Consider the following 13,300-nt stretch of genomic DNA (forward strand, 5'->3'; position numbering starts at 1 on the left):
CGTTATCGTTGGATAAGCTCTTCTCTTGGTGGTATTAGCTCTTGGACGTTATCTTCATTAAAGTCATCGGCGTAACCTTTAGGTGGCGGTGTCCAACCACGTTCTGACCGCGATAGTTTGTCATGACGATCTTTTTGCATCTCTTCCGCCATTTTCTCCTCTAACTGAATAAACAGTTGTCGGAAATTGTTGTCATAGCGTTCACCTTCAGAATCATCCTCCCAAGCTTTGTAAAGTATTTCTGACTTACGTGCTTCAACACGCTTATATGTCGCCTTCTGTTGTTCAACAAAGAAGGGGTGAATGCCAAGGGCTTTCATTGTGTGACCGCCCATCTCCAATGCAGAATGGTAGGTCTCTGATTCAATAATATCAGCCCCCGCTTGACGCAAAAGATAGCCATGTCCACGGTCAAAGGCACGTGCAATCACTGTTACTTTTGGGTACGTGTGCTTAACGTACTTCACCAGTTCTACACTCGATTCTTGGTTATCAATCGCCACAACCAACGCAGCGGCGTGCTCAATGCCGGCTGTATGTAGCATATCTGGTCGAGTCGCGTCGCCAAAATAGGCGCGAGTGCCAATCTGGCGCATGTTATCGACTTGGTCAGATTGATGGTCAAGTACCACGGTAGTCACGCCGTTTGATACCAATAGGCGATTCACTATTTGTCCAAAGCGGCCGATGCCGGCGATGATCACCGTGCCTGTTTCCTCAATCGTATCGCTTTCGCGTTCATTTGACTGGCTTTCAAAGCGCGGCAGAATCACTCTATCAAACAGAATAAACAAACCTGGTGTCAGGAACATCGAAATCGCAACCACTAACGCAAGAGTTTGTGAAAGTTCAAATGGGATGACGTGGTTTTGCACTGAAAAGCTTAGAAGCACAAAGCCGAATTCACCTGCTTGAGCCAAGCTTAGGGTAAACAGCCAGCGGTTGCTGCCTTTCACCCTAAATATCAGTGCAAGAATAAACAGCACCAAGGCTTTCAAAACCATCACGCCAATGGTCAATGCCATGACCAACCAGAAATCACCAAAAAGGACCGAGAAGTTGATCCCTGCGCCAACGGTAATAAAGAACAGACCTAACAATAGGCCTTTAAATGGTTCGATGTTGGATTCTAACTCGTGGCGGAATTCACTGTTCGCCAATACAACGCCAGCCAAGAAGGTTCCTAAGGCAGGAGATAAGCCCACTAAGCTCATCAGCGCAGCGATACCAATGACCAGCATGAGTGCAGTTGCGGTAAAGATTTCTCGCAAACCAGAGCTAGCCACATAATTGAGCAGAGGTCGACTTAAAAAGTGTCCACCAACGACGACGATTGCAATCGATGCTGTGATTACGATGCCGTATGCCCAGCCGGGCAACCCCGCAACGAGGCTTAATTCTTCATGGTGCGCTGCGGCTGTTTGAGCCGCGGACTGTGCCTGTTCAATTAATTCAGGTAAGGCCAATAGAGGAATGAACGCCAACATTGGTATCACTGCAATATCTTGAAAAAGCAACACGGAGAAAGCGTTTTGTCCACCTTCCGTCTTCGTTAATCCTTTTTCGCTAAAAGTTTGCAAAACAATCGCAGTAGAAGAGAGGGCGAAGATCAAACCTATGGCTAAGGCTATGGTCCAAGGCTGGTCAAAATACAAGGCAATACCCATAATCGCCGCGACGGTACCGCCGACTTGCAGACCTCCTAAGCCCATTAAGCGATTGCGCATCGCCCACAACATTTTGGGTTCGAGCTCTAAGCCAACGAGAAACAGCATCATCACCACGCCAAACTCGGCAAAGTGCTGGATTGTTGTTGTTTCTTCACCGACTAAACCGATAATTGGGCCAATGACCACACCTGCGATGAGATAGCCTAAAACGGACCCAAGTCCCAAACGCTTAGCAAGTGGGACTGCAATTACAGCAGCAATCAAATATACGAAGGCTTGTAAGAATATCCCTGTCATGAAGCCTCCTTAATGAGCTCTGGCAATGCGCTGTTAAGCTTGATTAATGACGCCGCAGCTTCAACATCCAACCTATCTTCGACTAAAGCTGTTAGCAGGCTCTTGTACCGCTCAACATGACGAGGGATTCGCCCTTCTTCATCTGCTGTACGTGCGCCAAACATCGCGAGAGGGGCAATGTAGTTCATGCCGGTCAGTGCGGACATTTGTTCAATAGGCGCAAGCAGTTGACGAATCGTAAAGTGGTTGTAGCCCTCTGCCTTATAAGCTTCTTCTTTGCCCCCTGCAGACAGCACACAAAGCATGGTCTTGCCTTGCAGTGCTGTGCCATCTGTACCGTAAGCAAAGCCATATTCCAAAACCAGATCTTGCCACTCTTTTAAAATCGCAGGCGTTGAATACCAATATAGTGGGAATTGGAAAATCACCACGTCATGTTCACGTAAGCGTTGCTGCTCACGGTCGATATTAATATCGAAACGAGGGTATTCGCCATAGAGATCAACACATGTCACGCCTTCAATTTTTTGAGCTTCTTTGAAAAGTGGAGTATTCACTTCTGAACGATGCTGGGAAGGATGAGCAAAGAGAATGAGTACTTTTTTATTTGCCATAGGGATCCTTGCTATCTAAATAACCATGCCCAGTAGGAGCGCGGGTTGGTTAGAAAATGTAACTCATAAATGATCGCCAAGCTAGTTTGGAAAACTGTTTAAGCTGTTTCAATATCAATAAAAAACCACCAAATAAATTGGTGGTTTTGGGAAGCGTTACGTTTTACTAATCATGAATAGGGACGACTAGAATATCCACCGGTGACTTGTTAATTAAGTGTCTGGAGTAAGAAATAATCTTGCTCCAGAAATCTTGGTGGTGACCACAAATCAGAAGATCCACTTCTTGCTCTTTAATGGTGACCTCTAATTTATCAGCCAAGTCGCCAGTACCTACGAAGAAATGTTTAAGTGGGTAATCCATGTAATCACTAAATGTTTTTAAACATTCCATTGAATGCTCATTCAACGGCCTTTGATCCGGGTTTTCTTTAATGTCTACAAGCTCACGATAGATTTCTCCGTGCGTACCATCAATATGAATAAAGGAGATATCGGAGTCGAGATAGTTTGCCATTGATACCGCTCTGTCGATAAGCACGGTGCTTTCATCTGACAGTTCGAGTGCAACAAGGATATGTTTGTATTTCATAACCACGCCCTTATGTGGATTATCTTTACCCTAAGCATAGTATGGCTTGGATAAAAATTGTGTTGCTAAGATCTCGAAATTGTTCAAAGACTTGTTAAAAAGTTAATGTGATATAACAACTTACTGTGAAACTTTCTTTTTGTTCACATTTGGTTAGAAAGCTTGCTTTTTGAACAAAAAAGCAGCTACACTCTACGCATCATTTCTCTAGGAGATTACGCCAACATGAAGAACTAAACCTGTCATCCATATTTTTACTTATTTTTTGGATCTGCAGGGTTAGTAGGCGTAGCTCACTTTCCGATATTTCTTTGCAACAAGACGACTTTTTGATTTGACGTATATCGTCGAGCTTTACATAGAGCTTAATGCGTTTGTGCACGCGTTTTGTTGCAATCTCAAATCATAGCTACGGCTGTTGTCCCTGTCATACAGGAGGCAAATTATGCCAGTTTTACAAGCTTTTAATGTTAGCCATCAGTTTGATAATGGCGATACGCTATTCCAGTCTATTTCTTGTTCCATGACTAAACGACGTGTTGGTTTGGTTGGGCGCAATGGCATCGGCAAGTCGCTTTTGGCTTCCATTTTGGCGGGCGAAACTCAGCCTGCCAGCGGTGTTGTGAATGCTCCCTCTTCTTTCATGATGTATCGCCAGCTGCCGTCTGATCTGCTTTCAGGTCAGCAATCGATCGCCCAGTTTCTGGGCAAAGATGCGGTCTTGCATGCTTTAAAGCAGATTGAACAAGGTGATGTTTCTGAACATTGGTTCGAACTGGTTGGTGAGCAGTGGGATATTGAATTAAAACTCAAACAGCAGCTCGCTGCGATGGGATTACCGCAAGACCCTGATTTCTCTTGTGCTCGGCTCAGTGGTGGTCAGTTGGCACGTTTGCAGCTATGGCAGTTGTTTGAAAACGAAACGGAGCTTTTGATTCTCGATGAACCATCCAATCACCTCGATACCCAGGCGAAACAATGGCTGATAGAGTCTATGACGCATTTCAGCGGCGCGATTTTACTCATCAGTCACGATCGTGAGCTGCTGCGAGAGATGGAGGAAATTTGGGATCTATCGGGCCTAGGTTTACAGGCTTTTGGTGGAAATTACGATGTGTACGCCGAGAAAAAACGCACTGAACTGCAAGCGGTCGAGAGGCAGTTAGCGCAAGTCGATAAACAGAAAAAACGGTTAGCCGAGCAAGCCCAGAAAAATCGCGAAAAAGCAGACCAACGCGCCGCGCAAGGGAACAAACTGCGCAAAGACGGCAGTCAGCCCAAAATTTTGCTTGATGGAAAAAAGGATAGCGCGACCGCCAGCGCTTCAAATCGCAATAAGAATGAGCAACTCAGACAAGCGCATTTACAAGCCAAAGAACAGGCGTTGCAATCGCGACATGAGCAACTCAAGGCGCAAAAGCTTTATCTTACAGATAATCCGAACCGTTCGCGAAAAGTGTTGTCGATACAAGAAGGTATATTACCTTTTGGGAATTCTACGCCTATCACGTTGCAGATTTTTGCGAACGACAAAGTCCATCTCAAAGGGAGAAATGGCTGCGGAAAATCAACCTTGTTAAAGACGTTGCTTGGCGAGTTATCGTTGCAGAGTGGTGAGTTGCAAGTGAATACGCCTTTGTATTATCTCGACCAACATTTTGGTGCAGTGAATCCAAATCTTTCGTTACTTGAGAACGTAATGGAGAGCTGCCAAGAGATGACGGAAAGTGAAGCGAGGACCTTATTGGCCGGGATCGGTTTTCGTCGAGATGCAGTGTTTCGATTGGGGCGCCTACTGAGCGGTGGCGAGAAGATGAAGCTCGCGATGCTGATAGTCAGCCACCAAAATTCTCAGCCTTTGCTGCTGCTTGATGAACCAGATAACCATCTCGACCTCGAGTCAAAAATAATGCTTAGCCAGGCGTTAAATGTATACAAAGGTGGATTTGTTCTGATTAGTCACGACCAAGATTTCGCTTCTGAGTCTGGGGTTTTGCGCCAAATCGAGCTGACTTAGACGAAAGAGAGTAAACGCCATCGTGGCTCTTCAGTATTGTTCCCAAGTTCTACACTTCCACTTACTAGTTTGTAGAACTGGAAGGAAATGAGGGAGTTAGGATGGCTTTCACAACTCGTTTAATGAAATTAGATTCATTTTGTCGATATATAGTAGAGTTCTGATGTATTGCACAAAAAGACAACAGAAAAATAAAAAGGAATTTCATGAAAAAGAACACCCTAGCACTCACAACGGCTCTCGCACTCGGAAGTGTGTTGTCTGTGGCGTATGCAAATGAAGCGGCGCAATCGTCGGTTGAACAGGTAACCCCGAAAACCATCACGTATCCAACCACACAAAAAGTGGATGTTGTCGATGACTACTTTGGTACAAAAGTGAGTGATCCTTATCGCTGGTTGGAAGACGATCTCAGCCCAGAAACCGCAGAATGGGTTAAGGCACAAAATGCAGTGACGTTTGATTATCTGTCGAAAATCCCTTACCGCGAGCAGATTGAAGAGCGCATTACTAAGCTCATGGATTACGAAAAGCAAAGCCAACCGTTCAAAGAGGGTAAGTTCACTTATTTCTACAAAAATGACGGGCTACAAAACCAAGATGTGCTTTATCGGAAGTTAGGTGATGGCGAAGCAGAAATTTTCCTCGATCCAAATACTTTTAGTGAAGATGGCACCACATCGTTAGCGGGAGTGAGCTTTTCACGTGATGGTTCTTTGGTTGCATACAGCATTTCGGAAGGCGGTAGCGATTGGCGCAAAGTCATTGTGTTAGACACAGAAACCAAAAAGCCCGTCGGCGAAACGCTGGTGGATATTAAGTTCAGTGGCATCAGTTGGCTCGGCAATCAAGGTTTCTATTACTCAAGTTATGACAAGCCAAAAGGGAGTGAACTTTCCGCGAAGACAGACCAACACAAGCTCTACTTTCATAAACTTGGAACGAAACAAAGTGAAGACCAATTAATTTTCGGTGGTGTAAAGGACGAAAAGTATCGCTACGTTGGGGGTTACACGTCGGAAGATGAACGCTACTTGTTTATCTCAGCCAGCGTATCGACGTCGGGTAACAAACTGTTCTTCAAAGACCTGAGTAAGCCAAATAGCCCGCTGAAAACCATTTTAGATAACACCAGTTCTGATACTTGGGTGATAGACAACCAAGGCACGAAACTGTACTTGGTTACGAACCTTAATGCGCCGAACAAACGCGTCGTGACGGTGGATGCGAGTCAGCCGCAGCCCAAAAACTGGAAAGATGTGATTCCTGAAACAAAGAACGTGTTACGTGTTTCTACCGCGGGTGGCAATTTGTTTGCGAGCTATATTGTTGATGCGATCTCGATGGTGAAGCAATACGACATGAACGGCAAACTCATCCGAGAAATCAAATTGCCTGATATTGGCAGCGCATACGGTTTCTCGGGGAAAAAAGAAGAAACCGAAGTCTACTATTCTTTCACCAACTACAAGATGCCAAGCACGACCTATCGTCTGAACATCAAAGACGGTGATAGCGAGGTGTACTACAAATCTAAAGCGCCATTTGATCCTGCTTTGTATGAATCTCGCCAGGTGTTTTACACCTCAAAAGACGGAACAAAAGTGCCGATGATCATCACCTATAAAAAAGGGACACCGATGGACGGCAGTGCACCAACCATCCTATATGGTTATGGCGGTTTCAACATTAGCCTCACGCCATCTTTTAGCCCGACACGTGCGGCTTGGTTAGAGCTTGGTGGTGTTTACGCGGTAGCGAACATTCGTGGTGGTGGGGAATATGGCAAAGAATGGCACAACGCTGGCATTCAAATGCAAAAGCAAAATGTGTTTGATGACTTTATTGCTGCGGCTGAATTCCTAATTGATGAAAAGGTAACGTCATCAAACAAGTTAGCCATTAACGGTGGATCGAATGGTGGCTTGTTAGTAGGGGCCGTTATGACGCAACGTCCAGAGCTGTTTAAAGTGGCGCTGCCAGCAGTCGGCGTACTGGATATGCTGCGTTACCATACTTTTACCGCAGGTGCTGGTTGGGCGTATGACTACGGCACGGCAGAGCAAAGTAAAGAGATGTTCCAATATCTGAAAAGTTATTCGCCGGTGCACAATGTAAAAGCAGGGGTGGAATATCCAGCAACATTGATTACAACCGGTGATCATGATGACCGTGTTGTTCCTGCTCACTCATACAAATTTGCTGCTGAGTTGCAATCGAAGCAAGCGGGTTCAAATCCGACCTTAATTCGCATCGAAACCAATGCAGGACATGGTGCAGGCACACCAACGCGTAAAATAATTGAGACAAATGCAGATATTTATAGTTTTGCACTGTTCAATATGGGAATAGAGAAACTGCAATAGTGCGAATTGTTTGCGTTTTAGTTATCGAAACGCATCGGCGCCTTATCGCTCGATAATAAAAGGGAATCACAGAGAGTGATTCCCTTATTATTTATTATAGGCCTACTATTCTAATCTGATGCTAGGCTAATCAAACTAAGGTTTTTAAAATTATTATAATGTTCTAATTAATCTGAAGAGTGTTGTACGATCGAAATGAAACATTGATCGCGATCACCTAAATCCATTGCACTCTCTATTTATATGGTAAAATTAATTAATCATTCGTTCTAATGATAATTGAATTTTCATAAGTTTTAATATTTCCTTCTTCATTGTTATTACCAAATTTCAAGTTATATAAGATATAAGTAGCGGTGATTGAACTTTTACGATGCTTTATTTTATTTTAATTAAAACGTCGAATGTTTCGTCATTATTGAATTTGCTTTGATAATTTATGTTATCCAAAGCGAGTTGTGTTGCTTGCTATTTATGATGACCTCATGACGTGAATAATTTTATAATCATTAAAATGGATACAGTTTTATGAATTTAGTGAAACCGTCTGTTGCCATTATGGTTGCAGCCCTACAACTCGCGTCTTCTGCCTATGCGCAGACAAACAATAACGAAGAACTACAAGATATGTCTGACCCACTTGCGGTATACACCCAAGCTGGCTTTGGTATTACTGATAAAGGCGCGAACATCAAAATCGGTCAAACTTACCAATCTAGCCAGCCTGGTACCATGGCGATGAACATCATTGAAATGAAAGGCATTGGTGGTGAGCTATTTGGCATTCGCGACAATGACGATCCAATATATGGCAACGTTGATGACAGCATTGACTCTTTCCGACTACGTAATTTCCAAGTAGAAGTCGCAAAAGGTCTAGGCCGTCAATTAGATGTAAACTACGACGTTGATAACGATAAATTAGATGCATCTTATAGCTTTATTCAAGGTCTACCTAAGTTTGGTATGTTGCAGCTATTTCCTTTAGCTGGTGCGGGTGTCACTATTGCTAATGATTTTAGTGGTGATGACAAAGGTTATGAAATTCCAGGTACTTTCACCGTTGTCGGTATGTACTCAAAAATTGAATTAACCGATAAAATCTGGATTAACTACAACCCAATGTATATGCATACATTGTCAGGGTCTAGTCAATATAAAGATACTTATTACGCGGGTGAAGATAATATCTTGGCTCATGAGTTTGCGTTGTCTTATCAAATTAATCCTCGCGCAAATATTCGTTACTTTGCAAACTGGAATGATCACGTTAATTTCGGTGATGGTGATCACCGTATCGAATTTAACTACCAATTCTAACTCCCTCGTTTATTTCCAGAATAGAAAGTGTGTTTATCCATATATTTAAATATTTAGGCTAGGGCACTTTCTAAATAAAGTAGGTTTATCATGAAAGCCAAATATAAATTTGCGTTGGTATCTATTGCTATATCTTCTGCATTACTAACAGGATGCAAAACTGGCGATATCGCAACGAAAACTGCCCAAGCACCCTCTGTTGAAACCGTTACCCTAACCGAAACAAAAATCACTCCTTATCATACTTTTATCGGTCGAACTGAAGCGGTAAATGACGTTGATATTATGCCGCGAGTCGGTGGAGAATTAACCGCGATTTATTTTAAAGATGGCGATATGGTCGAAAAAGGCCAATTGTTGTTTGAAATCGACGACCGTCCTTACAAAGCGGCACTGGCGTATGCAAAAGCGTCGTTGCAAAAAGCAAAAGCGCAACTCGTTCAAACTACGCGTGATGCAGAACGTGTGAAGAAACTCATCAAAGATAAAAGCATCAGTGAGCAGCAATACGATGACGCCATTGCCGCGCACGCCGCAGCGATTGCTTCGGTAGAAGAGGCGAAAGCGACGCTGGTTTCAGCAAGGCTCGATCTTGAATTTAGCTCTGTGCGTGCTCCTTTCTCTGGCCGCGTGGGTTTCAGCAACTTCCGAGTGGGTGACCGTATTTCGAAAATTCAACTCGTTCCTCTTGTTTCGATCACTCAAATCGACCCAATTCGCTTTGGCTTTGATGTGGATGAGAAGCTCTACCGCCGCGTAAGAAGTGCCATTGATGTGGCTCATCGTAACGATGACAAACTGGATGTTGATTTAACACTGACGCTTTCAGACGGTTCATTGTATCCGCTTGATGGCAAGATCTACGCCGTTGGCAATAAGATCGATTTAGAAACAGGCTCAATTCGAGCAGAAGCACAATTTGATAACCCAACTTACGCGCTTATGCCGGGTGAATATGGCAACTTGACCATCAAGCTGCGCAACAAAACCATTGATGGTTTGCTTATCCCATCGGCGGCTGTTCAGCAAGACCAAGCGGGTGACTACGTCATGGTGGTTGGTGATGATCACGTGGTGTCTCGTCGTAACGTTGAACTCGGTCAGACCTACGGTGTGAAACGTGCTGTGCTGACTGGTTTGGCGGCTAACGAAAAAGTCATCGTCAATGGTCTACAAAAAGTGCGTCCGGGTGCAACGGTGAAAGACGTTGAGCTACAGAGTGAACAAGGCTGAGCGAGTACTGATGTTAAGTAAATTTTTCATTCACCGGCCGAAGTTTGCTTTGGTGATCTCACTGGCGATGACATTGATGGGTATGATCGCCCTGAAAGTCTTGCCAATTTCTGAGTATCCTCAAATCTCTCCAACGGTAATTACGGTGAGCACCATGTATCCGGGTGCAAACGCGGACGTGGTTAAAAAGACCGTAGCACAACCGATAGAAGCCAAAGTCAACGGCGTTGAAGACATGATTTACATGTCTTCTGTGATTGGTAACGATGGCTCATACACATTGCGTATTTACTTCCGAGTGGGCGCAGATGGCGATATGGCGCAGGTTCGTGTGAACAACTTGGTGGCACAGGCGACGTCGTCTCTACCACAAGAAGTAAACCAAATCGGTGTGACGGTTAAGAAGAAATCTTCCGACATGCTGGGCGTTATCACACTGCGTTCTCCGAAACAGTCTCACGACAGTATCTACCTTTCTAACTACGCGGATCTCAATATTGTCGAGCGTCTAAAACGTATCGAAGGTATGAGTGACATTACGCTGCTGGGTAAGAAAGACTACTCAATGCGTATTTGGTTGAACCCAAATAAACTGGCTACCTTGAAGCTTTCTGCTAGCGATGTTATTGGCGCAATTAAAACGCAAAACATCCAAGTGGCGGCGGGTAAGATCGGTGGTATGCCAGCTCCGGGTGACCAGCAATATCAATATGTTTTGCAAACCAAAGGCCGCCTCACTTCTGCGGAAGAGTTCGAGAACATCATCATTCGTGCGAGCAAGAAAGGTTCTTTGATTCGCTTGAAAGATGTGGCTCGTGTGGAAGTTGGCGCACAAGGTTACGAAGCTGATGGTCGTATGAATAACGAACCAGCCGCCGTTCTGGCATTGTACCAGTTGCCGACAGCGAACGCGCTAGACGTGATGGAACGCGTGAAAGAGGCAATGAAAGAGTACGAGAAATCGTTCCCAGATGATTTGGTTTACGACATCGCTTATGACTCTACCGAATACGTAGAGACATCGATTGATGAAGTGTACGAGACGTTGGTGATTGCGGTACTTCTTGTCACCTTCGTTGTGTATGTTTTCTTGCAGAACTGGCGAGCGACTATCATTCCAACCTTAGCGATTCCGGTTTCCATCATTGCGACGTTCGCAATCATGGGCGTGATGGGCATGACCATTAACACGATCTCGTTGTTTGGCTTGATCCTCGCCATCGGTATCGTGGTGGACGATGCGATCATCGTGGTAGAGAACGTGGAGCGGGTTATCCATGAAGAGCATTTAGACCCGATTCCGGCCACGATCCAAGCTATGAAAGAAGTGACGGGGCCAGTATTGGCAACAACGCTTATTTTGTTGGCGGTATTCGTACCGGTTGCGCTATTGCCGGGTATTTCCGGTCGAATGTTCAACCAGTTCGCAGTCACCATCTGTGTGTCGGTGCTGATCTCTGCGATCAACGCATTAACGTTAACGCCAGCGCTTTGTGCGTTGATGTTGAAATCTACTCACTCGCAACCTATTGCGCCTTTGCGTGCGTTTAACCGAGGTTTTGAAGCAATAACGCGCAAATACCAAGGTTTAGTTGGCTTCTTGAGCCGCCGCATTGTGCTGAGTATCGGTGTTTATGGCGCGCTTATTGCGGTGCTGGCATTTGCGTTCATGACCGTACCTTCTTCTTTCGTTCCGAACGAAGATAAAGGCGTGTTCATGGTCGAAATGCGTTTGCCAGACGCAGCAGCATTGCAGCGTACTGCACCATTAATGAAGAAGTACGTTGATGAGCTAAAACAGATGGAAGGTGTGGAGAACGTGGTTTCGGTTGCGGGCTTCTCGGTAATTAATATGGCGTCGATTCCAAACTCGGGCATGTTGATCATCAAACTGGATAACTGGAGCAAACGTAAAGACCCTGAACTACACCAACGCGCATTGATGAATAAAGTTAACCAAATGCTGAACTCAACGCCAGATGCCGCTTCGTTCGTTTTCGCGACGCCGGCAATCAAAGGTATGGGTGCGGTGGATGGTTTCAACCTTGTGCTGCAGGACAACTTGGGCCGTTCTCCACAAGAGTTGGCAAAAACAACCGCTGATTTTGTTGCCCAAATCAACCAACTGCCTGAAGTGGCACGTGCGTTCTCGATTTTCCGTGCGAATATTCCGCAACGTTACATCGATATTGATCGCGATAAAGCGATTTCGATGGGCGTACCGTTGAATGAAATCTTCAGCACACTGCAAGCACAGTTGGGCGGCGCCTACATTTCTGACTTCAACTTGTTTGGTCGTTCGTACCAAGTGAAAGTGCAAGCAGAAGAGCAATACCGTGACAATATCGACGACATCAACCATCTGTTTGTTCGCTCAAGCTCTGGAAAAATGGTGTCACTGGCAACGCTAGTGAAAGTGAAGCCGATCTTCGGCCCTGATACTTTGTCGAACTACAACATGTTCAGTTCTGCAACCGTGAACGGTGCGCCAGCGCCAGGCTACAGCTCGGGTGATGTTGTAAAAGCCATTGAAAAACTGGCTGCAGAATCTTTGCCAAGTGGTTACTCGTACGAGTGGTCCGGCATGACTTACCAAGAGATGAAAGCAGGCAACATGGCACCAATCGCGTTCGCATTGTCTTTGCTGTTCACCTACTTGTTCTTGGTGGCTCAGTACGAAAGTTGGACCATTCCTGCTGCGGTAATGATGGCGGTTCCAGTCGCGATTCTCGGCGCAATGGGCACGCTACTGCTGGTGGGACAACCGTTCGACTTGTATGTGCAGATTGGTGTGGTCATCTTGATCGGTATGTCCGCCAAAGTGGCGATTCTTATCGTGGAATTTGCCAAAGTTCTGCGAGAAGAAAAGGGCTTATCCATCATTGATTCTGCCAAAGAAGCTGCTCGAATCCGTTTCCGTGCAGTACAGATGACCGCATTCGCCTTCATCTGGGGGGTATTCCCGTTGGTGATTGCATCGGGTGCCGGTGCGGCATCTCGTCACTCACTGGGCTTTGCAGTATTCGGCGGCATGATTCTCTCTACGTTTGTAGGCACGTTGCTGACTCCAGTGTTCTTCGTGATGATGCAATCTTTGCGCGAGAAGTTTAAGCGAAATAAACCCACTGAACTTGAGGTGAGCGAGTAATAACGCTGATTTCAACGGACTGACTCCACAACACCCCCACGCT

At 45.2% G+C, this 13,300-nt stretch carries 8 protein-coding genes; 5 read left to right on the forward strand and 3 right to left on the reverse strand.

All coding sequences use genetic code 11. The features are described from left to right. Positions 1 to 2: 2 nt before the first annotated feature. The 3 genes from R7P64_RS02835 to R7P64_RS02845 all read right to left on the reverse strand — a co-directional run bounded on the left by R7P64_RS02835 (position 3) and on the right by R7P64_RS02845 (position 3,173). Entirely contained in the window at positions 3 to 1,967 is a 1,965-nt protein-coding gene (locus R7P64_RS02835; RefSeq protein ID WP_318070708.1) for a monovalent cation:proton antiporter-2 (CPA2) family protein, read from the reverse strand. Beyond that, positions 1,964 to 2,581, reverse strand: a complete 618-nt coding sequence (locus tag R7P64_RS02840) for an NAD(P)H-dependent oxidoreductase (RefSeq protein ID WP_005375391.1) — start codon at positions 2,579 to 2,581, stop codon at positions 1,964 to 1,966. Before R7P64_RS02840 ends, R7P64_RS02835 begins: the two co-directional genes overlap by 4 nt. A 166-nt stretch (positions 2,582 to 2,747) precedes the next feature. After that, on the reverse strand, positions 2,748 to 3,173 hold the full coding sequence (locus R7P64_RS02845) for a universal stress protein (RefSeq protein ID WP_005375398.1): 426 nt from the start codon (positions 3,171 to 3,173) through the stop codon (positions 2,748 to 2,750). A 445-nt stretch (positions 3,174 to 3,618) separates the two neighbouring features. Here R7P64_RS02845 and R7P64_RS02850 point away from each other — a divergent pair, with 445 nt between their 5' ends. The 5 genes from R7P64_RS02850 (at position 3,619) to vmeQ (ending at position 13,257) form a co-directional block, all read left to right on the forward strand. Continuing rightward, the gene (locus tag R7P64_RS02850) at positions 3,619 to 5,190 is read left to right on the forward strand and encodes an ATP-binding cassette domain-containing protein (RefSeq protein WP_318118389.1); all 1,572 of its coding nucleotides are present in this window, start codon (positions 3,619 to 3,621) and stop codon (positions 5,188 to 5,190) included. 206 nt (positions 5,191 to 5,396) lie between these two features. Continuing rightward, complete coding sequence (locus R7P64_RS02855) at positions 5,397 to 7,556, forward strand: prolyl oligopeptidase family serine peptidase (RefSeq protein ID WP_054577082.1); 2,160 nt, start codon at positions 5,397 to 5,399, stop codon at positions 7,554 to 7,556. A 528-nt stretch (positions 7,557 to 8,084) separates the two neighbouring features. Further along, positions 8,085 to 8,876, forward strand: a complete 792-nt coding sequence (locus tag R7P64_RS02860; RefSeq protein WP_213873891.1) for a hypothetical protein — start codon at positions 8,085 to 8,087, stop codon at positions 8,874 to 8,876. Between the two features lie 90 nt (positions 8,877 to 8,966). After that, positions 8,967 to 10,109 (forward strand): efflux RND transporter periplasmic adaptor subunit VmeP, encoded by a 1,143-nt coding sequence (gene vmeP, locus R7P64_RS02865; RefSeq protein ID WP_318118391.1) that lies wholly within the window; start codon positions 8,967 to 8,969, stop codon positions 10,107 to 10,109. Between the two features lie 10 nt (positions 10,110 to 10,119). Next, positions 10,120 to 13,257 (forward strand): efflux RND transporter permease subunit VmeQ, encoded by a 3,138-nt coding sequence (gene vmeQ, locus R7P64_RS02870; RefSeq protein ID WP_262689308.1) that lies wholly within the window; start codon positions 10,120 to 10,122, stop codon positions 13,255 to 13,257. The last annotated feature ends 43 nt before the right edge of the window (positions 13,258 to 13,300 follow it).

Source organism: Vibrio sp. 2304 (assembly GCF_033339475.1).
Taxonomy (GTDB): Bacteria; Pseudomonadota; Gammaproteobacteria; order Enterobacterales; family Vibrionaceae; genus Vibrio; species Vibrio alginolyticus.